The sequence below is a fragment of the Dyadobacter sp. CY312 genome (assembly GCF_021390535.1).
Classification (GTDB): Bacteria; Bacteroidota; Bacteroidia; order Cytophagales; family Spirosomataceae; genus Dyadobacter.
In genome coordinates this window covers 22850-45829 of the sequence record NZ_JAJUXG010000004.1, presented here as the reverse complement: position 1 = coordinate 45829, position 22980 = coordinate 22850, and the positions used below count along the sequence as shown (strand labels likewise).

Below are 22980 nucleotides of genomic sequence, written 5' to 3'. Positions count from 1 at the left end.
ATCATTTATATTGATTATCAAATTATTATAATCCTGTAAACAGAAGTAGCTTACAGGCTGATCGCCGCGCCGTCTTTCAGTTTTGTCTGACCGGTGATCACTACACGGTCGCCACTTTGAAGGCCACCGCTGATCACCACGTCATCGCCTTTCAGTCCACTGGCTGTAATTCTTTTACGAACCACTTTATTATCACCACTTGCCACGTAAACGTAAGTGATGTCGTCTGCATCGCGGATAACCGCTTTGGTTGGAACGGTGATGGCGCCAACGCTCTGGCCGGTAGAAATCTCCGCGTCAGCGATCATACCCGGAAGTATTTTCCCCTGACCATTGGCAAGTTGTATCTTCACGCTATACGATTTTGTAGCAGCGTCGGCCATCGGATTGATGATCGCTATTTTGCCAGTCAACTGCTGGTTAATCGTTGAAATCGAAACATTTGCAGTTTGACCTTTACTTATTTTACCGATTTCACTTTCAGGCACAGACACCCTCGCATATACTTTCGAAGTATTGATGATGGCAAACGACGGTGCGCCGGGAGCTGCCATTGCCCCTTTTTCAACAAGCTTCGCGGTTATGATTCCAGACATTGGAGCGTATAACTTCGTATCTTTCACACGCTTTGCAGCCATGTTCTTGTTAGCCTTCGCCTGAGCAAGTTTCGACTTGATGTCGATGTAATCCTTTGCCGGAAGGCTTCCCTTCTCGTACAAACCGTTCAACCGGGTATACATATCTTCCGCCTGTTCCAGCCCCGCACCTGCGATGAGCAACGCATTGTCGTACTCGGTAGGATCAATACTGGCCAGCAACTGGCCAGCATGCACAATCTGACCTTCATTTACCAATACAGACGACACTGTGCCCGGAACAGAAAAACCTATCTGAACCGTATTTTCAGCCTCCACCGTACCTGAATAGCGCAAAACCTCGGCCTGGTTGCCCGATGTTATTTCCTGCACGGTAACCTTTGTTGGAACTGGGGCCTGAGGTTTATCCTCTTCTTTTTTGCTACAAGCTACCAATGCTCCGGATACGAGCAGTACCAGAGTACCTCTTCTTAAAAACATTTTCATTTTTCGGTTGGTGTAAAATATATAGAATTATAGAACATTTGTGTATTATAGTCTAACAAATGACAAAAAAAATAACTACTTCCTGATTCCGCTAAGCATGATCTCAATCAGAAAATTCAGGCGAAGTAGTATTTCATCAAGTTTGTTATGAATGATCAGGTCAAGTTCCAGGCCCCGCTGAGAACTCATAAAAATGAAAGACATCATTTCAAGCTCCTTCTCGGAAAAAATCCGGAACTCACCTGTTACAATACCGTATTGCAGTATACTTTTGATAATACCGGCCTCCTTTAAGTCATATTGTTTCCGGTATCTGATTGAAAACTCATTCACACATTGCTCAGCCAAAGCCTCCCTCACTTCCTGTACCAGCGCATTGTACAGATTTGTCAGATTCCTGAGCCGGTTGAACCGGGTCACAATTAATGCTTTCATTTTGTCCTTTGCTGTGGGCGCCTCTGCAACAGCACTTTGTATTGCAGCAAAAAGCCTGTCGGATTCATCGTATATAATGGCATCCACAATTTCCTCCTTGCTTTTGAAATAGTAATAGAGTGTGCTCTTTCCCTTGCCAGCTTCCCTGGCTATATCTTCCATGGTCGTTTTCGCAAGTCCATACTTTTGAAAAAGCTTATCGGCCCCTGACAATATTCTTTCTCTCAATATTTCATCCTTCGCTTTAACTCTCATTTTTCGACCAATTATATAATATAGTCCAAAAGTAAGGGAGTAAATATTTTAAAACAACAGAAATGAGAATTTTAAATTTTCAATACCGACCTTTTCATAGTATTTATTGGAAAGGTGACAAATTATCGATTGTCATGACCCAAACCCGCCCGCTTCACGTTTCTTCGCGGAGCGAAACAAAAAAGCTCCTGATTCGCAAATCAGAAGCTCAATATTTCTTTGTATTAAAATTGACTTTACAGCTTGTTCTCAATCCAGACCGCTGTAAAACAAAATACCAAAATGACCAGCCATGCCCAATCTGGCAACTTTTTTTTCACACCCTGACTTACAACTGTGTCCGTTACGGAGTGGCGTGATTGATCCTGTGCAAATGTGTACGACCGAACGAAGTCTTTCATTCTGGCAGCATTCAGACCGGAAGATGCCTTTTCTATATACATTTCGCTGTTCAGAGAATCGGAGAGCGTAAGCCAACCTACCTGTGTGGCCCGGAAATTCGCTACGGATGAGGACGCATTCAAGGCCGAATGGTTCAGAAAAATGGTGTCCCCTCCCATTAACATTATCTCCGGTTTTTTGGAAAAATTATTCAGTTTAAGTTCGCTTTGAACATCCTGATATATTGGTGATACCACTTCCAGATTATCTCCCGAAGCCGGGCGAACTGCTGCGATTATGCGACTCCATACGTTCTGATACGTCACACTATCACCTGCGAGCATCAGCGGAAAAGTTTCACTCAGCATACTTACACCTATACTTCCCTTCATGCGTTCCACCGCCACCGGATATTTGTCAACCGACATGTATTGACCTGATTCCGCAAACTGATATGGCAATGCACTTAACCCTGGCAGAACCGAAACTGTCTCTTGCGAAGACGTTTTACGAACCGCCAGTTTGGTGCCCATAGCCATATTAATTCTGGAAATTTCGGTAACCGGATTGGTGAGATTTATAAAAAGAACACTCTTACCCGCGGCCTGTGCTTTTTTCACAACAGCGTGTGAAGCATTACCAGGGTCGGTCACCACTATGTCCGGATCTTTGGCTTTGTTTATCAGCTGCTGGCTTTGAATATCTTTTGACAGTGTGGTGGTATACAATACCGAATGTCCATTTTTGCCGAGCCAGGTAGCGAGATTTCTACTTTCAAAATCAGGATTATCCTGAATAAACCGGAAGGTAAGCGACTCTGCCGGGCGTGAAAAATAACGGATTGTGTCCAGTGTGGTGCCAGCAAGATTCAGAGTTATTGCAGCTCGTCCTTCTGTAAATACAGGGAAAGAGAATTTAAAAGAATTCCCGCCAGTACTCAGTTTGATACTATCCAATACCTGCGCGCCATAACGAACACTCAAAATCTGATCTTTTCGAGAGCTGATTTCGCCACGTAAAACCTGCATTTCACCTTTTCTCAAAATGCCCTTCCAGGATAAACTCCTGGCCTTGTTTTCATTGTAAAAGGGAATCCATTTCAAAACAGGACGATGTTCCGAGGTCAGCAAGGACTGAAATACACCTGGTTTAAAATCCTGCCCTGCAATCAAAAATGTATCAATCACCGACAGATTTTCGACATCATTCGTTTCTGACAAATCCAGCATTTCAGCCTTAGCCAGACTGTCTGTAAGTTTTTCTTTAAATGAAGAAGACACATCATCTCCTACCAAAAGACCAACACCTGAAGCTTGCTCCCTTCTGATGAATGGTTGCAGTATAAATGCAAGAACCGCCATCCACAAGATTAAATTAAGTCCTGTACGGACTGCAAGTCTTCCTGAAAAGCCCGGCTTGCCGCGAAACACCAGTAGCCAAAGCTGCACCGGCAAAAGCAAAACAGCAAATGCAAGTATAATCTGATTTAATACACTTCCCCAGTCGAAACTAAATTGGATCATATTTCTATTGCCTTTCCAAAACCCACTTCCCTCACAAAAGTGCGAGCGCTTTTAATTTTTCTTATTTGATTTCCACATTGAGACCTACCTCATTTTTTTCCAGAAAACCTCTTCCAGTTTTTTATCGCTGGAATAACTTCTACTGTTCAATATCGTCTGATCTGCAATCTTATACAGCGCATCTTTTAACTGCTGTTTCTCCTTTTCTGTTAGTGATTTACCACTCACGAGTTTCTGTAATGAAGCAATACCTGCCCAATTCTGCAATCCGCCATTCAACGGCCCGCTGTTAATCAGTCGGTCGGATAATGCTGAACCCGCCATTTGAAGTTTGGCCTGCTGTGATTTGTTCAGCCTCCCGTAATCCAGATAACCCAGCACCTGCGATGCCAATGCTCCGGTACGTTTCTGATCGTAAATTTTTTCCGAAGAAAAATCCGTACTCATATCCTTCAATTCACCTGTGAGCCGCTTTTCCTTTTCTTTAATCGGAGGTGGATCATAACCACTTTTTTTCACGAAAGTGCGCGCTTTATGCTGCGCTGATTTTAGAAATTCCAGTGCTTTGTTTTCAAATGGTATTGCTTTTTCAGGTTCGTACATGCGCAGATGTAACTCCGATTGCCACATATTTTCCAGCGCCATTTTCAGCAAACTACGGGTCGATTGCTCGTAAAAGGTATTGGTTTCTGCATCGTCATGCGTATGTACATACTGCTCCATCAGGGCTGCAAGTGCATCTTTGGGCTCACCTGCATCTGTTCCTCCGCCGTGATCGTGTTCATGTTTGTGATCTGGTTCGGAAGCGCGCCTTTCAGCAGCCTCGCCTTCTCCATCTGACTTGTGTGTAAACGCATCCAGAATATTGCCTGATGCTGGCTCTTCTCCACCATGAGGAGGTCCACCATCTCCGCCCAGACTCGTTTCAAACTCTTCCCCCAAATATTGTCCGTACCTCAACCGCAGCACTTTTTGGTCAAAACCTATTTCGTTCGATATAGAATTAAACTCCTTCTTATCCAGCTTTTTCTTTCTCGCAATCAGCTTTTCAGTATCAATGATAATCTGCCGCTGGCTTCGGAAATATTCCGGCATAATGTTAACTGCCATCGTTGCCAGCTCTGCTTCTTCCACCTGGGCTGTGTCTTTATAGACCAAAAAATAAGTATCCGATTTGGTAAAATTCGCCTCCGGCTGTTTGTTATCAACCGCCGCCCAATAGTAATACAATTCATCACCGGGCGTAAAATTGAGCGCATTAAGATCAATCGTTTTTTGAAGATTGGCTTCCTTAAAATCCGAAGGGCTCAGTGGAAATTTCATTTCCCTGAACTTGACATTTTCACCACTTCCACGTGCCACAGTTGCAACAATGAAAGCCTGCTTAACCCTAAAATCATCGGACATCTTTGCCGAGACTTTAAGCGTTTTTGCTTCCTTCAAAAAATGGTATTTATATAGCTCTTTGGATACCGGCTCAATTTTTGGTGCAAAATCAGGAAGTGCTTCCAACCTGTAAAAGTCGGACTGATATACAACAGAATCTTTCCAATAGGCCTTAAAAGCATATAATCCCGAGCCGGTCAGGCGATCGCTATACTGAAATGAAGTGCCATTGTTTTTAAAAGCAACCTCTTCTCCCCGACTGTTTGCCAACTTCACAGATAACTGATCGCTATGACTGAAATGAATGTTCCAGCGCACCACCGATCCAGCAATAGCACTGATGTTCATATCCGAACCCGTTTTCTCCGGAAGCTGCGTGTAAGCCGGTGGATTTACCGTTACACTGGCTTTCTCGAAAACAGGCGCTACAAGCACATTCTGCTTGGAAGGCTTATTATTGACAGATGAAATCACAGATTCCGTTTCATCTGCTGAGCTGTTTATTTTGGGGTAAATGAAATAGAACACGAGCGAAAACATCAGCAACCCAATGTACAGGCCTAATCCGGAATAAAGCTTGGAAAATGGAAAACGCAGGTCACGGGCAATCTCACCCAGGCGTTCGAGCTGCAATTGTTCAGCCAGATTCAGTTCCTCTTTTTCAAGCAAATGAAGACTATATTCCGCTTCTCCAACATGCGAATGAATCAGTGTGACTGCTTTTGACCTTTTGCTTTTATAAATTCCTGTTTGCCAGATCCCGATACCAAGCCCGACAACCGCTGCCAAAAAGCGCAAAGCAATCGGCGCACTTTCAACGGCGGACATCAAAAGCCATCCGGTAAGTGCAAGCAAAATGCAACGAAGCACGGCGCTGGCGTAGAGCTGATTGGTGACAGAATTGATCAGTTTCTTTAATTCAAGCATAATTCCTGCTAACGTTTTTGTTGATCGCAATCCAGCGTTCCAATAATAAGGTCAACACAAAAGCAAGTAATAACCATTGGTAGAGCAAGTCCGACTTCTGTCCGGACGTAACGTCAGATTGCACAAACAAAGCATTCAACTGCGATTGACTCAATGGATTTTCGTTTTTCTTCAATCCGTAAAAATCCACCAATTTATTTCCCAACCATTCGGGCAATCGGCCATTTTTCACAAGATCAGATGTCGCCAGACGCATGGAGTCCGGAACTTCAATTACGTTTTCTGGCAAAAACCCACTCGTAGTTTTCCCTGACGTAATGTAAAAAATATAAGGTTCAGGATTTACAATCTGTTGGTCGGTAAATACCCAATCGTAATTTGAAACCGCCTTTTTTTCTTTATCAATTACAAAAGGAATGGAATAGACATCCTGCAAAGCCAGCAAAGCGGCCTGTACAGTTTGCATTTCATTGGCGTTCTTATAATCAAGCAAAACCTTAATATCTCCTTTATTAACAGGCTCCGAAGCAAGGTTGTTTTTATCTGTGTCGGTTGTAAGCAAACCAGTACGAGCATCAGCAGAAATTACTTTACCTTCGGTTCCGTTTATGAAAGGTTGCGTTGCTCTTTTTGTAGAATCAATAGTGGAAAAAATCTTAAAAGGGGTAGGAATGACGATTTTTGGTAATCTTGCCAAACCGGCCTTATTCCGGATATATACATGAATTCTTGCTCCGTTTTTGGCAGCCTGTGACACGCTTTCCTGCAAATTTAAAACCTGGGCACCGTAATCAGGAATAATAGAAACGTCTTTTAATTCCTCTGTTCCAGGAGAAATCCAGTATACCTTCTCTCCTTTTCTCAGAGCTTCTTCAATTTCAAACCGGTAATTACCAACCACCTGGCTATTTGTTTCAACAACATGTGTAACCGCATTTGCCTCATTTCCTTTCAACCAGTCGGCAACAGGTTTAGCAAGCAGCAAAGCAAGCAGAATGATGAGTAAGCAGCGAATGAGCAGCAACGGTATTTCGTCCAGACGAATGCCTCTGTGTTGCAGATTAGTTTTATCGGTAAGCCATTGTGTTGCAGCCCAGGCAATTGTTTTTCCCTTTTTCTGATACCAGAAATGGATGACGATGGGTATCACGATGGCCAATGCGCCCCAAAACATGACTGGTTGCAAAAATGCCATTATCCTTTTCTTTTAGTTAAAAATGCCTTCAACACCATGCCAATCGGATCGCTGAGTTTTGTCCGAACGAGGTGCACGTATGGAATTTGTAATTCAGCCTTCACTTTTTGTAAATAAGCAGTTGCAGATTCTACAAATTTCTCCCGTACCGATTCCGCGTCCAGTTCTATTTCTTTGCCAGTTTCCAGATCCTTAAACCGATAAAATCCTTTTAGATTAAAATCCATTTCCTGATCACCCAGAATTTGAAAAATCACAATTTCCCGTCTCGGATTCGCCAGCGATTTGATCAATCTCATCCACTCTTCACCTGCCTGCAAAAAGTCTGTGACAAATATGAGCTGCTCCTTGCCCCTTTGCTGAAACTCCGGAAATTTGAGTACATGTTCTTTTGGCCATTCGCCACCGGCTTCTGTCTTTTCAAGCCCGACCAATATTTTTTGAAAAGCCTGTTTTCCCGATGCAGATGCTCCGTTTGCCGTAATGGTTTGAACAGCACCATTTTGCAAAGTATACAGGCTCATCTGGTCGTTTTGTATGTAGCACAGGTAAGCCAGCGAAGCCAGTAAAATGCGCCCATAGTTCAATCTGCTTATGCCATTTTCTTCGTAATTCATTGATCCTGAAAGATCCAGAACAAAACGCACCTGGTGGTCGCTTTCTGTTGATGACTCCCTAACAAGATGTTTATCGGTTCGGGCGAACAGTTTCCAGTCTATTCTTTTCGGATCATCTCCCGGTTCATAGTGTCGGTATTGTTCAAATTCTGTTCCAATTCCGGATCTTTTACTGGCATGAATTCCCAGCATCAATTCTTCACTGACGAGTTTGCCCGTCAGTTGCAGATTTTTGAGCTTGATGAGATCGGAAGCCAGTAAACCGGTACTTTTTACCATTTTTTAATGTATTCAAAAACGATTTTAATCGTTGTTTCATGCCTGACGGCATTTTATGTTCTGCAACATTTTCTTTCTACCAATATTTCATGCCTAAAGGCATTTAAAAAATATCTCGTAAGTTAACCTTCGCGCCATTATTTTATACGTGATGCCATTTCGTATCCCTCCAACTTCTTTCTACCAATTTTTTATACCTAACAGCCTTGGTTAATTCAATTTCTCCGGCCTCTTCGACAACGCATTCCAATGATAAATCGCATAGCGATGCAATATCGGTAGCCAAAATATCCGCACAATTGTGAAATCCCGTAGGGATGTAACAACAATGCCTGGTTCTTTTATTTCGCCGGTTTTACTGTTTTAAGCAATTCACTAATCGCAGCGTCAGAGGTAATATTCTCCGCCTCCGCCCTGAAATTCATGGCGATTCGGTGACGAAAAATGGGGTAAGCAAGTGTTTGAATATCTTCCGGAATTACTGAAAATCTTTCGTTGAGAACAGCCCTCGCTTTTGCACACAATACCAACGCCTGACCTGCACGCGGACCAGCTCCCCAGTCGCACCATTCTTTTACGAACTCAGAAGGGGTACCGTCAGGGCGCGTTGAACGCACCAGTTTATTAATCCACACAATAAGTTCTTCACTGATGTGAACCTGTCTGGTCAATTTTTGCAATTCGATAATATCCACATCGCTCAATATCCGATTGATCTGTGGTTTGAATGAACCAGTTGTTCCTTTCAGTACATCCAGTTCTTCCTGCTCACTGGGGTAGTTCAATTTGATGTACAACAAAAACCTGTCAAGCTGAGCCTCGGGTAAAGGATATGTTCCCGCCTGTTCAATTGGATTTTGGGTTGCTATAATCAGAAATGGGGCTGGCAAAGCGTAATTTTCACCACCGTAGGTTACACTCTTTTCCTGCATCGCTTCCAGCAACGCAGCCTGGGTTTTGGGTGGCGTCCGGTTAATCTCATCGGCCAGCACCACGTTTGCAAAAATAGGTCCCTGATTAAACTTGAAAAACTTCTTCCCGGTTTCGTGATCCTCTTCCAGAATTTCAGTTCCAATAATATCACCGGGCATCAGATCCGGCGTAAACTGTACCCGTTTAAAACTCATGTGCAAAGCTTCCGACATGGTTTTTACCATCAGCGTTTTTGCCAAACCAGGCACCCCTTCCAACAAACAATGTCCACCAGCAAGCAAGGAAATTAATATCTCATCAATTGCTTCCTGCTGACCGACAATGACTTTTGCAATTTCCTTTTTAAGAAGTGGCAGCTTGGCCACCAATGCCTTATAATGGGTTAAATCCTGAGTCTCCAATCGTTAAGATTTTATGTTTTCTAAATACTCCGGTCTGTACGCCGTGGCGGACTGAACGAGGATTGTTTTAGGCAAGGCCCTGTATTCTGTTTATTATTCAGACCGCAGAAAAGCGCTTTGAACAGTGTAGTATTTATCCGTTCAGACCGGGTGTTCTGGCTTATGCGGTTAAAGCATACATCACGATATTGACACCGAAACGCGTATTATCGACTGCCAAAAATCTCTTATTGCGGAAGTCGTAATCCCATTCGCAACCGTAATCTTTATTGCTGTACAAAACGCCGATCCGACCGTTTATCGTAACTGCTTTTAAATAGTCGTGCACGAGGTCATCACCCCAGCCATTCAGTTCGAACGATGTGGTAGGCGGACCGTCTTCAAACTTGAAGAAGCTACTATAAATCGGGTGGTTGTTGGGAATCTTCTGTAAGGCTTTCGCTCCGAAAGTCCGCTCCATTTCCTGTTCAAAGGATTTGGCAAAAAGTCCGTCAATATCATGATTACAATCGTCCACAAAAACGAAACCACCGTTCTGCACATATCTGCGAAAATGATCCCGCTCCTGACTTGAAAATTCAACTAGCTTATGTCCACTCAAATAACAAAACGGACTTTTGAATATTTCGTTACTGTTGAGCTGAACCACCTTCTCTTTTTCATCAACCGGAATTGTGGTGTATTCAACCAGTGAATGCAGCAAGTTGGATGGCATGCGCTGATCGGTATCCCAATTGCCGGAAGTGTATTGAATACGTGTAAAAAAGAATGGTTTCATTAAAATTTTGTTACACAGAGAATCACAGAGCTAACAAGAGATTCACGGAGATTTTGTCATCAGAAGTCCAAGACTCTATTTAAACAGAATCTGTAAACCATTAGCTCTCATTCTACTCCATGATACCCTGCGTTTGAAACACCCCTATACTGCGTCGGATAGAGATGAAAAAGTAAATTCTCTGATCTTCATCGGAGGTATAAGATAGTTCTGATCCGATTCAGTACTTACAACACGTTCCGGCTTACCCAGCGTTTCCAGGTTATTAAGCATGATCACGGGACTTTCGTTAAAACGGAAGTTTTTAATCGGATGTTTTATTTTTCCGTTTTCGATGTAAAAAGTACCGTCACGGGTTAAGCCTGTGAGTAACAATGTTTGCGGATCCACTGTACGGATGTACCAAAGTTTGGTAACCAAAATCCCCTGTTTGGTGGATTTGATCATTTCATCCAAAGTAGCCGTGCCACCATCCATGATCATATTGCCCGGGAATGGAACAGGTTTAACATTGTTTTTTTGAGCCCAGTATCTTGAATAGTGCATGTTCTTCACAGAACCTTTTTCAATCCAATAGCGCTTTTCCTGAGGTTGTCCGTCACCAGACCAGGGAGAAGATGGCAAATCAGGGTTGGTTGGATCAGAATAAAAGTTAACCCTTTCATCCATGATTTTCTCACCCATTTTCGTTTTTCCACCTTGTTTGCTCAGGAACGATCGGCCTTCATCAGCACTTCGGGCATCCATGCGGAAGAAGATATTTTCCAGTAAAACAGCCGCAGCAGTCGGTTCAAGGATCACGGTGTATTTACCTGGTTCCAACGCCTTTGCTCCTACCGAACCAAGCGATTTCTGAATGGCGATTTTGGTTGCAGCAGCTGTATCCAGCTTGCTGATGTCGCTGTATCCTTTTGCTACATATCCTGAACCGGTACCATCTTCGGTTCTGACGGTCAGAGAAAAATTGACGCTTGTGCTCGGGTAATAGGCAAACAAACCTTTTGAGTTCATCATGGCAGAATAACCACTTTGATTCTCCAAAAAACCTGCTGCGGTAAGCTTTTGAGTTCGTGTCAATTCCAGACTTTTCAGTACTGCCGTAGCACGTGTTTCCGGACTTGCATTGGAAGTCGATTCAAAAAAACCTTTGGTAGTGACATATTTCTGAGGTTCCAGAACACCTACATATTCTGGGTTTTCCGGAGCAAGTCGCGCCAGTTCCTCTGCTCTTCTCACTACTTTTTCAAGAGATTCCTCACTGAATTCGTCGATGGTTGCAACCCCTACCTTTTTACCAAATGCGGATTGAACCTGTAAATTCTGATTGATCAAAGACCCGCTTGTTGACACTTCATTCCGTGCGTAGCGCAGGTTTCCCCTGAGCTCACCGGAAAGATTGATCTCGCATTCGTCCGCCTTTGAATAGCTTAGTACTTTTTGCAAAAGTGCTTTCGCTTCTGATTCGGTTAATATGACTGACATGGCTCTGTTTCTTTATATTTTTCTAGCTGTGTTGATGACATTAACACCGTTGAAACGGGTGGTAGAACTACCGTGTGAAACGGCACTGGATTGTGAAGGCTGGCCTTTTCCATCGAAGAACGAACCTCCCAAACGGTAATCGCGATCATCACAAACCTGTGAGCAGGAATTCCAGAACTCCTGTGTATTGGACTGATATGCTACGTCGTTCAGCATACCAACAATTTTTCCGTCTTTTACTTCATAAAACAATTGTCCGCCAAACTGGAAATTGTAACGCTGCTGATCAATTGAGAACGAACCATCGCCAATGATGTAAATACCTTTTTTCACATCTTTGATCATATCTTCTACCGACAAAGGCGTTTTACCTGCTGCCAGAGAAACGTTCGGCATGCGCTGGAACTGAACAGAACTCCAGCTATCTGCATAGCTACATCCGTGTGATTCCTTTTCGCCAATGATATGCGCCTGATCACGTGTTGCCTGGTAATTTACCAGTACGCCGTCTTTCACCAGATCCCATTTCTTGGTATTCACTCCTTCGTCATCCCAACCGACAGCACCAAGTGACCCTACCTGCAATTTGTCTGCAACAAGGTTTACTTCTTTGCTTCCGTATTGGAAATTTTTCGATTGCCATTTGTCCAGAGTAGCGAAAGAGGTTCCTGCAAAGTTGGCCTCATATCCAAGTACACGGTCAAGCTCCAACGGGTGACCCACCGATTCGTGAATCGTCAGCCAAAGGTGAGAAGGATCAAGGATCAGGTCATATTTACCTGCTTCAACCGATTTTGCAGTCAGCTTTTCTTTCGCCTGTTGAGCTGCCGAAGTAGCATCTTCCAACATGTCATAACCTTTGTTATAACGTGTTGTAATACCTGTTACTTTATCCGAAGGATTGGTCTGCAAATAATCATAACCCATTCCCATAGGTGCGCTCAGCGCATTTCTGGTTTGGAATTTTCCTGATTTAGGATCAATCGCCGTAACGTTGAACTGAGGGAAAATTCTATGAATATCCTGATCAATGTAAGATCCGTCCGTTGAAGCAAAGTATTTCTGCTCATTCACCTGGAACATGACCGAGTTTACATAATTGGCGCCGTTGGTCATGGCTGCGTTGTTTACTGCCAATAGCAAATCAACTTTTTCCTGAATCGGAACCTCAAAAGCATTTTTCTTGATAGGTGCTTTCCAGCTTACCTCGCCAAATCCTTTTTGCGGAGCCAGTTGAACCGGTTCTTTCATCAGTTTGGAATTCGCTTTGGCAATAGCCACTGCGTCTTCTGCTGCTTTTGCCATTTGCGCTTCATTTTTGGCATCTACAACTGCTGCAAATCCCCAGCATCCATTCGCGATTACACGTACACCTACACCATATGATTCGGTATTAACGATATTCTGAACTTTATTTTCACGGGTTACTACAAACTGATTAAGGTAGCGGCCAATGCGAACATCGGCATAAGAAGCACCCTTCGCTTTCGCTGCATTCAGGGCTGCATCAGCAAGTCGTTTTTTAACTGCCACATCCAATCCCGGCGCCAAAAGAGCTTCCGGTGCTACGTTTCTTCCCATTGCCAGTCCCGGTAACATGAACGCTCCTGTTCCAAGTCCGGCTAATTGTATAAAATCTCTACGTTTCAAAATAATTCTGTTTGCTTAGTACGATGAATGATTATCCTAAAAATATTAAACAATTCTATACAGCATCAGACAAGCTGGTGAATGTAAAGTCTCTGATTTTCAATGGCGGTACCAGGTTTCCGCTGGCACGCATCGGCTTGCCCATTGCTTCCAGGTTATTGAGCATAATCACCGGACTTTCGTTAAAGCGGAAGTTTTTAACAGGGTGTTTGATCTTGCCATTTTCGATGTAAAAAGTACCATCACGTGTTAATCCTGTGTATAACAATGTCTGTGGATCTACCGCACGGATGTACCACAACCTTGTTACCAGAATTCCCTTTTCGGTGCCTTTGATAAGGTCTGCAAGAGACTGCGTTCCGCCTTCGAAAATAAAACCGGAAGGTGGCGCTATTGCTTTCACCCCTTTTTTCTCAGCCCAGTAGCGGGAGTAATACATGTTTTTAACAACACCCTTTTCCACCCAAACTACTTTTTCCTGCGGACGGCCATCACTGCCTCCACCACCAAAACGGCCACCGCCGCCACCAAAAGGTGAGCCTGGTATTTCAAGATTCTGAGGATCGGAATAGATGGTTACACGCTCATCGAAAAGTTTTTCGCCCAATCTTGTTCCACCTCCTTTTTTGCCAAGAAAACTCCTGCCTTCTTCGGCATTACGGGCATCCATACTACCCATCATATTTTGTAGCAAATCCACCGCAGCTGTTGGTTCCAGAATGACGGTGTACTTCCCAGGCTCCAATGCCTTCGCTTCCGAAGATGCCAGTGCTTTTTGCATGGCTACTTCCGTGGCCGACTTGGCACTAAGTTTAGATGCGTCGTTGAAATCACGGGCTGCATATCCTGATCCTTTTCCATCCGCGGTACGAACAGTTATAGAAAAATCAATAGAAGTCGATTTATTATATCCGAACAAACCTTTACTGTTTCCAATTGCAGAAAACCCGGTCGTATCTTCCAGATATCCAGCTGCTGTAAGGTTCTTTTTCACACAAGGATCGATGCTGTCGAAAGCCGCCTGAGCGCGGTAATCCGGGGTAATTCCTGCTGTGCTTTCTGAAAAAGAATTGATATCGAGGTATTTTTGAGGCCCAAGCATCGGTACATATTCCGGATTGTCCGGTGCCAGTTTGGCTATTTCCTCAGCCCGCCTTACTGTTTTTTCAAGCGAAGCGTCATCAAATTCATTAATGGTAGATGTTCCTGATTTTTTACCAAAAACCGCTGTAACGGCCAGGGACAAATTGGTCGTTTCACCGCTGGTTGATACCGAATTTCTTGCATAGCGGATATTTCCTGTGCGCGATCCGGACAATCCAACACTCATTTCGTCAGCCTTCGAATAAGCCAACACTTTATCTATAATTTTTTTAGCTTCTTCTTTAGTTAAAATTGCCATTTGAAAAAGGTTAATGCGTTTAATTTTTAACTGTTAGATATTTCCGTTGGATCAGATCTTTCTTCCGGTATTGATCACGTTCACGCCATCAAAGCGGGTGGTTGCACTGCCATGAGAAACTGCACTCACCTGCGACGGCTGTCCCTTTCCGTCAAAGAAAGAACCGAAAGTACGGTAATCATCCTTGTCGCAAATCTGAGAACAAGAGTTCCAGAATTCCTGGGTATTGGATTGGTAGGCGACGTCGTCGAGCATACCGGCAAGCTGTCCATTTTTAATTTCGTAGAAAACCTGACCGCCAAACTGGAAATTATATCGCTGCTGATCAATAGAATACGAACCACGACCAATGATGTAAATACCTTTCTCTACACCTTTGATCATATCCAGTACGCTTCTTTTTTCAGTGCCTGGTTTGAGCGAAATATTCGGCATACGCTGAAACTGAACAGAGTTCCAGTTGTCGGCATAACAGCAGCCGTGCGATTCTTTTTCACCCAATATACTCACCTGATCACGTGTAGCCTGGTAATTAACCAAAACGCCATCCTTGATGATATCCCACTCTTTGCAGGGCACACCTTCATCATCATAACCTACTGCTCCAAGCGAATGCGGCTGTGTTTTATCGGCAACAATGTTGACCAGCTTACTTCCATAATTGAAGTTTTTAGACTCCCATTTATCCAATGTTGCAAAGCTGGTTCCGGCATAGTTGGCTTCATAACCCAGCACACGATCCAGTTCCGTCGGGTGTCCCACAGATTCGTGAATCGTCAGCCCAAGGTGGTTCGGATCCAGAACAAGGTCATATTTACCCGCCATCACCGATTTCGCAGTTATCTTCTCTTTGGCCTGCTTTGCCGCTGCAATGGCATCTTCAACCATATCGTATGAATTACGATAACCAACCAGACCATTCGGGCCGGGAATTTTTTCAGAAGTTACGCCATCCAGGTATTCAAAACCCATCCCCATCGGAGAGCTGATGGCATCCCGGGTTTTAAATTTTCCCGCCGCCTTATCAATCACCGTTACGGTAAAAGTCGGCCATATGCGGTGAATATCCTGATCTATAAATGACCCGTCGGATGAAGCGAAGTATTTTTGTTCATTAACGAAAAACAAGTTTGATGTTACGAAACCTGCACCATTATCCATGGCCGCACCGTTGACGTTCATCAACAAATCTATTTTTTCCTTTACCGGTATTTCAAAAGCATTCTTAACAGTGGGTGTTTTCCAGGTTTTATCTCCTACACCCTTTTGTTCTGCAAGTACAACCGGTTCTTTCTGAAATTTTGAGTTTGCTTTCGCAATAGCTGCCGCTGTTGCTGCGCATTTTGCAATTCCGTCGGGCGTCACATCGCTCGTTGCAGAAAAACCCCAAGTGCCATTCACTATCACTCGAATGCCGATTCCGTAAGACTCTGCATTTACAATGTTCTGTACCTGCTTTTCTCTTGTGAAAACGTACTGTTGCAAATACCTGCCAATGCGCACATCCGTGTAAGTAGCACCCTTACTTTTTGCCGCGTTCAGCGCGGTTTCCGATAATTGCTTTTTGGCGGCGGCATCCAGCCAGGGCTCCATTAAATGTTCGGCAGATACCGGGTTACCTATCAGAGGCACAGACGGAAACATTAAAGCACCCAGCCCCATACCCGACATTTGCATAAAATCTCTTCTTTTCATTTGTTTTAGTTTAGTCCTTAAACGAGTGAAGGATGAAGGTTAAGTTGTTTTAAAATCAGGATTTGTATGTTTCCAATATCAAGCCTGATTTCCGTCACAATGTAATCAACAAATATTAGTATGGCAATTCTTCCAAAATTTAAACCATGTATTAGTTCGATTTACAGCTAACTAATTTTACACATCTCCATATAATCCAAATATCAATTACCTTGCGTCTTCCTGATCAATCCGATGATTATCAACAATTTGTCAACGACAGTAACATAGGATAACCAGTCAATCCTTCAAGTTAATCTCCAAAGAAGATTATTTCGATTATTTGTAAGTTATAAATATAATAAACCGGAGTTCAATTGTGTTGCCATATATTAGTTTAGATTTAGCAATTATTAATATTTATTTAGATTTTTCAATAAATATTAATATTGTATTTATAAGTGATACAAAAAGAAGATTACTACAAAAAGCACTGTTCTGCGCCGCAGCCGCTGTTGTTTCATGCCGTTGGCAACTGCGATTCAAACGTATTCCAATCTGACTTTAATCATGTAGCCGCATCCAAGATTTCAAAGTCAGTTCCAACCAGGATAAGTTACATGCCAAGAGGCATTTTAAAGAAAACAACCTGAACATGGGCTACCGATGTTTATTGCCCAAAGATATTCAGCGTGATGTAAGGAAGAATTTAACAGCACTTGAAACCGACTACAAGGTTCAAAAGAAAATCGCGTAGCGATGTAACATTGGTAAAAACATCGCGGTCAATGATAAACCTGAATCCCGTCAGGGATGTTATAACAAGGAAGGTTATTTGTAGAATTGTAGTATCCATTACCGGGTAGAACAAGTTGATACTCATACTATAATTATAGGAATAGTTCACATGTCACAGTCGCCAAATTTGGACAAAAACTATCAATTTTTTAGACATTTCACGTATATTTGATACGATGCCGGTTCGTTTCTGCGATCGTTTGTTTTATACAACGCCCAGAAATCCTGACTGACATTTTTACCAGATAACACCTCCCTCACGTTTTGAAAATTCTTACATTATTGCTCCTACTGGCTTGCGTCCGGTTGCAGGCGCAGATCCCATTATTCAACAGCCAGGTTCACTACAAAGTAGATGATGGCTTACCGCAAAGCTATGTAAGCAGCATCATTCAGGATGTAGATGGGTTTGTATGGTTTGGTACCCTGGGCGGACTTGCCCGATACGACGGCAAAAACTTCCTCTACTTCCTGCCCAACGCGGCAGATTCCAACAGCGTATTATCCAGCGTGATTGTGTCCGTAAGAGAAGGACCCGGCAAAAATTTTTTTATTGGTTATGAAAATTGGGACAGAGAAATCTTCGATCCGCTCGGGCAGCGTGTGGTTTCCAGGGATGTGATCAGATGGTTAAAATCAGAAAAGCTGCGCCTCGAAATGACCGACAGGCACGGACGGCTATGGACTCAGGATATGTACGCAAATTGGGCACTGGCTCTTCCGGAAAGCAAAAGGATCATCCGTTTCAGCAGGGCGCTAAATAATTTACCCGAAGAGAATATCAAAAATTTAGTAGAAGATAAAAATGGAGACATTTGGGCCTTCAATCACAAAGGGATATCTAAATATGACTCTGTTCGCCATCGTTTTGCCACGGAGCCAATCCATTTTCCTTTTTCCGTCGACGGATCGAACACCTTTAAAGCTTGTGCTTTACCCGACGGACGCCTGGTGACAACTGATCGGAACAGACTGATTGTTTTCGACCCGGAATCAAAAAAAATTTCCGCAACAATAATTCCTGGTTCCGAGAACATCTCAACAAAAAAACCCATGCTGGCAGTGGGTCCCGACGGGAAATTATACTTTGTAGCCGGCGGCAGTGTGTACCGTTGGCAGGTTTCCGGTGCATTCGAACTGGTATGGAAAGTCCCGGACAGCTTCGGAGAGTCAAAGGAAGTCGTTAGTTTTTTTATAGACAGCACCAACGTTCTATGGGTCGGCACCAACGCAAATGGTGTCTACAAAATTAATCTTGAAACCCTGCCCCTCTTCGCTTCCGCCTACCACCATAATTTCCACAGCGATGTATTACGCCTCCTGCCAGGGTTTTCGGGCGTAGTACCGGCGCGATGGCTGAATGAAAAATGGTCTTATGGCTTCCGCTACCATTACACCCAAAGCGGGGCGCTGATATGCACCTTGGGAAAAGGACCTGAGGACAATCTCAATCCCGTCATACTTAAATACGAACACGGAAAATGGACCACCTTGCCTTTACCTGCCGGTAAATTCGCCGACATTACGGGCCTGACCAGCGTAGGAGAAAGCATTTACGCAGTTGATTATGCAGGAGGCTTATGGACCTGGGAAAAACCGGACCAACTACCCAAATTTGTACAACTAAACAAACAGATTGCCATGCCCGCAGTCATTGGTTTGGCCACTGATGGAAACACACTACTGGTGCTGACGCAACGCGAAGGTATTTTCAAATTCCGTAATCAGGTGTTGGAAAAGTGGTACAAAGCCAACGATCCTGATAAAAGTACCATGCCTTTTATTGTGCGTTATTTCACCGGCATAACTCCTAATGCGACCGACAAAAAGCGTTTCTGGGTGGGTACCATGGGAGACGGACTCATCGACTGGCACATCGACAAGGGCTTTCAAAAGGTATTGAACGAAAAAGATGGCTTACCAAGTGCTGTCATTTACACCATGACAACCGATCAGGACAAACGTGTCTGGATTGGTACCAACAAAGGGCTTTCCATGATCAGTCCGGACCAAAGGAAGGTATACTCTTTTCAAAAACCCGACGGATTGCCTGGCGACGAATTCAACCGTTACCACGTATTTGGGTTCGGTGACGGAAGAATTGCATTTGGGGGCGTCGAAGGCTATGTGGTCTTTAATCCAAAGCTTTTTTCCCCCGATAACAGCAGTCCAAAAACTGCCCTGACAGGGCTCTCCATAAAGAACAAACCACAGCTTTTTGGCAAGTCTCCCTGGATAGCGTTACCGCTCAACGAACTGAAATCCATAACCTTACCCTACGACCAAAATTACCTATCGCTTTCCTATGCCGGCATTGCGTTTGGCAATCCGGGCAAGCTCACCTATCGCTACATGCTGGAAGGTTATGATAAAGAGTGGAATTTCAATGGCAATGCTACCACTGCTACTTATACCGGATTACCTCCCGGAACCTACACATTCGCTGTGAATACTGCCAATACCTCGGGAAAATGGAGTCCGCTTATAAAAAAGGTTATAATACGAATAACCCCTCCCTTCTGGGCAACCTGGTGGGCTTACGTGCTCTATGTCCTGCTATTTTTGGCAGTTTTAAGGATCTATTGGAAATTCAGAGAAAATCAGCTGCGACTGCGCAACGAAGTCATTGTTGAACAGGCCAAAGCGCATCATTTACAAGAGCTCAATTCTGTAAAAACACGCTTTTTCGATAACATAACCCACGAGTTGCGTACACCGCTCACACTCATTCTCACTCCTCTTGACAGGCTTATCAAACAACCGGAGCTATCGCCGGCGAGTTTAAAAAACATTGGTCGAATCCGGGAAAATGCCAACCGATTGCTGGATGCCATTAACCAGATGCTGGATGTTTCGAAAATTGAATCGGGCAAGATGCAGACCAACCTGGCTGTGGGCAACCTTTTCGAATACAGTTTACAGTGTGTAGAAGCTTTTGATCAGGAGGCTGAGCGAAAGGGTATCCGATTAGAAATCAACGTCCTGCAAGAGCCGAAGCTATACCATTTCGATTCGGACAAATGGGGGAAGATCATTTTTAATTTGCTGGGAAATGCGATCAAGTTCACACCTGCCGGTGGTACGGTACAAGTGTTGGTAAGTTCAAGAATCTTAGACGAAAATACAGAGCAAATCAATCTGCTTGTCAGGGATACGGGTATGGGCATCAGCCCGGAAAACTTACCACACATTTTCGAGCGGTTCTACATGGCCAACGATAGCGGAACGCAGCCCGGAACTGGCATCGGTTTATCGTTAGTTAAAGAACTCGTGGAGTTGATGTATGGTCAGGTAGAGGTCAGCAGCGAAGTTGATAAAGGCTCAGAATTTAAGGTAACAATTCCGTTAACAGTTGCTGGCAGCATAACTGAAATTACCGCTGACAGTCCGGGTAAAAACACAAACGAAGCCGGATTCAAAACGCACAATACCACTTTGGTTAATGAAGCTCCCCTGCTGCTGTTGGTGGAAGACAATGAGGAACTAAGACAGTTTCTGATTGAAAGTCTCCATGACAACTGGCGCATCATTGCGGCATCCGATGGCAAAGAAGCGATGCAGATGATTTTTGAAGAAATGCCGGATATGATCGTCAGTGACGTGATGATGCCGGGAATCAGTGGTTATGAATTGTGTGAAAAAATAAAGTCAGATGAGCGGATCAACCACATTCCTATTTTACTGCTTACAGCCAAAGCTTCTCAGAACAGCCGTTTAGACGGCTTGCTTGCCGGTGCAGATGACTATCTTTCCAAACCATTTCATTTGGCGGAACTCGAACAAACAATCACTACACGACTTTCACAACGTGACCGGATCAGGAAACATCTGCAACTTGAAATATTGCCTGCGGTTCCTTCCGTTCAATCCACTAAACCGGGCGATCCTTTTATCAGTAATCTCTACATGCAGCTCGATAAGCTCATATATGATTCCAATGCAGACGTTCAAATCCTTGCAGACTCGGTCAATCTGAGCCCCCGCTCGCTTAGCAGAAAACTTAAAGCTTTGCTTGACATTACACCGGGAGAGCTTATACGGAGATATCGTCTGCAAAAAGCGGCCGTTCTTCTCTCACAGGGGGATCCCGTAACACAAGTTGCATACCAGATTGGTTTCGAAAGTCCCTCATATTTTTCACAATGTTTTAAAGAACAATATGGCATTACACCGAGTGCATTTGCAACCAGAGCACAGGACAATACGATCTGAAATATCTAAAATCTGGCACCCTTGCGTTTTGGCTTTTTGAAAATGAGCGTTCAGTAAATGTGCCCTCACGGCCCAAAATAGAACCGCTTGTCTTAAAATTGATAGTTTTTGTCCAAATTTTCGCAGCGTACCGAAGCAAGACCTGCCTACTTTTGTCCTGACAAAAAAGTACCCGATTATTTACGAAAAACTTCAAGATTAAATCTGGTTACAAACCAACCCTTTCAAACTACTATGATGAAGAAACAGACTTTACTTAACGCAGTCCTCATTATTTGCGGCTTTCTATTTAGTGTAACAAGCTGCATGCAGGATCACAAAATCGGAGGACCGGAAGGTTTCGTTCCGGATGCCGCTCCATTTGTAACAGGCCTTAAATCGCCTCTTGGACTGGCAGATGACACAAAAGGGAACATATGGGTTACTGAGGCGGGAAGTGGCGAAGGCAACGACGGACAGGTTACACTCATCACACCCGATGGAAAAAAATATCCTGTAATTACCGGATTCCTGTCTAAAATGAGCCCTGAGAATTCTCCCGAAGGACTTAATCACCTTCTTTATCATGATGGAAGTTTATACATCCTGCATGGCGTGGATGATATGCTTTACATCGCTGACGTATCCAAATTTGTTCCCGGTGTAACAGAGCCCATGAAAGCGAGCAGTCTGACGGGTGAAGATATAGGCAAGTTTGTAAGAGATGAACACCCAAACGCACCGGATGATAAGGATTCCAATCCCTATAACATGACATTCGGACCGGATGGAGACCTGTTTATAGTTGATGCGGGAGGAAATGCCGTGGTACGTCGTAACAAGAATTCCAGGGAGCTGAGCATATATGCCGTGCTGCCTGATGTGCCCAATCCGACAAAACCGCTGGCAGGTCCTCCAACCATTGATGCCGTTCCCACCGGAATTGTATTTGACGGAACCAATCTTTTCGTTACCACGCTCGTAGGTTTTCCTTTTCCGGCTGGCCTTTCCAATATCTATAAGATTGACACCAAAAAAACGCCTGTTAAACCTGAGGTTTACAAGTCCGGGTTTTCAGAAATTACTGACATTATCTTTTCACCGAATGGCAAGCTAATCGTGACTGAGTTTGGATTTTCACCAGCCGGCGGACGAATCGCCAGTGGAGAAGACGCCACGATCAGCCTGCTTGCACCAGCCATCACACCGGTTGACCTATTGTTGAGTACCAGCTCTGCCGACACTTATTACGCGCTTTATTACGGTCCCGGACTGATCATGAAGCTGACTGCAAGTAAATAAAAACCCATACGGACATCACGTAATCCTCCTTTATTATTTTAACGAACACAATTTACATTGCCGTGCTTATGGCAAATTAAAAGACGGCAAAATCATTTACGGGAATTTGCTTAAACACCAAATGCATTAAGAAAGCAGAAAGGCGTCCTCTGAAATCAACCAGTGGGCGCCTTTCTGCTGCAATAAATTCGACCGAAAAAAAGGAAACAATGCAGATTCCCGGTCGTTTGTATAGAAAAGTGATGTTCGTTTCACAAAACGAGGCTGATTTGCGTACCCAAATTAAACG

14 protein-coding genes are annotated in these 22980 nt (G+C 43.8%); 2 read left to right on the top strand and 12 right to left on the bottom strand.

Going from position 1 to position 22980, the window contains the following annotated elements:
• Positions 1-50: 50 nt before the first annotated feature.
• From LZG71_RS07005 to LZG71_RS06950, 12 genes are all read right to left on the bottom strand, one after another.
• Positions 51-1082 carry an efflux RND transporter periplasmic adaptor subunit gene (locus LZG71_RS07005; protein ID WP_233818426.1) on the bottom strand — a complete coding sequence of 344 codons (1032 nt, stop codon included), beginning with the start codon at positions 1080-1082 and terminating at the stop codon, positions 51-53.
• Between the two features lie 75 nt (positions 1083-1157).
• On the bottom strand, positions 1158-1772 hold the full coding sequence (locus tag LZG71_RS07000; protein ID WP_233818424.1) for a TetR/AcrR family transcriptional regulator: 615 nt from the start codon (positions 1770-1772) through the stop codon (positions 1158-1160).
• 236 nt (positions 1773-2008) lie between these two features.
• Positions 2009-3676, bottom strand: coding sequence for a hypothetical protein (locus tag LZG71_RS06995; protein WP_233818422.1), 1668 nt, complete (start codon positions 3674-3676; stop codon positions 2009-2011).
• An 84-nt stretch (positions 3677-3760) separates the two neighbouring features.
• Positions 3761-5989 (bottom strand): DUF4175 family protein, encoded by a 2229-nt coding sequence (locus tag LZG71_RS06990; protein WP_233818420.1) that lies wholly within the window; start codon positions 5987-5989, stop codon positions 3761-3763.
• Positions 5982-7184, bottom strand: a complete 1203-nt coding sequence (locus LZG71_RS06985) for a BatA domain-containing protein (protein ID WP_233818418.1) — start codon at positions 7182-7184, stop codon at positions 5982-5984. Before LZG71_RS06985 ends, LZG71_RS06990 begins: the two co-directional genes overlap by 8 nt.
• Entirely contained in the window at positions 7184-8080 is an 897-nt protein-coding gene (locus LZG71_RS06980; protein ID WP_233818416.1) for a DUF58 domain-containing protein, read from the bottom strand. Before LZG71_RS06980 ends, LZG71_RS06985 begins: the two co-directional genes overlap by 1 nt.
• Positions 8081-8421: 341 nt before the next feature.
• The gene (locus tag LZG71_RS06975; RefSeq protein WP_233818414.1) at positions 8422-9414 is read right to left on the bottom strand and encodes a MoxR family ATPase; all 993 of its coding nucleotides are present in this window, start codon (positions 9412-9414) and stop codon (positions 8422-8424) included.
• A gap of 160 nt (positions 9415-9574) precedes the next feature.
• Positions 9575-10192: a DUF4159 domain-containing protein gene (locus LZG71_RS06970; RefSeq protein ID WP_233818412.1), complete on the bottom strand. Its 618-nt coding sequence runs from the start codon at positions 10190-10192 to the stop codon at positions 9575-9577.
• 144 nt (positions 10193-10336) lie between these two features.
• Complete coding sequence (locus LZG71_RS06965; protein ID WP_233818410.1) at positions 10337-11674, bottom strand: TldD/PmbA family protein; 1338 nt, start codon at positions 11672-11674, stop codon at positions 10337-10339.
• A 12-nt stretch (positions 11675-11686) separates the two neighbouring features.
• A complete protein-coding gene (locus LZG71_RS06960; RefSeq protein WP_233818408.1) occupies positions 11687-13324 on the bottom strand; it encodes a TldD/PmbA family protein in 1638 nt (545 codons plus the stop codon).
• A 55-nt stretch (positions 13325-13379) separates the two neighbouring features.
• Positions 13380-14726 carry a TldD/PmbA family protein gene (locus tag LZG71_RS06955; protein WP_233818406.1) on the bottom strand — a complete coding sequence of 449 codons (1347 nt, stop codon included), beginning with the start codon at positions 14724-14726 and terminating at the stop codon, positions 13380-13382.
• A gap of 51 nt (positions 14727-14777) precedes the next feature.
• Positions 14778-16421 (bottom strand): TldD/PmbA family protein, encoded by a 1644-nt coding sequence (locus LZG71_RS06950; protein ID WP_233818404.1) that lies wholly within the window; start codon positions 16419-16421, stop codon positions 14778-14780.
• Positions 16422-17462: 1041 nt separating this feature from the next.
• Here LZG71_RS06950 and LZG71_RS06945 point away from each other — a divergent pair.
• Positions 17463-21410, top strand: a complete 3948-nt coding sequence (locus LZG71_RS06945) for a hybrid sensor histidine kinase/response regulator transcription factor (protein WP_233818402.1) — start codon at positions 17463-17465, stop codon at positions 21408-21410.
• 234 nt (positions 21411-21644) lie between these two features.
• Positions 21645-22691: a ScyD/ScyE family protein gene (locus tag LZG71_RS06940; protein ID WP_233818401.1), complete on the top strand. Its 1047-nt coding sequence runs from the start codon at positions 21645-21647 to the stop codon at positions 22689-22691.
• The last annotated feature ends 289 nt before the right edge of the window (positions 22692-22980 follow it).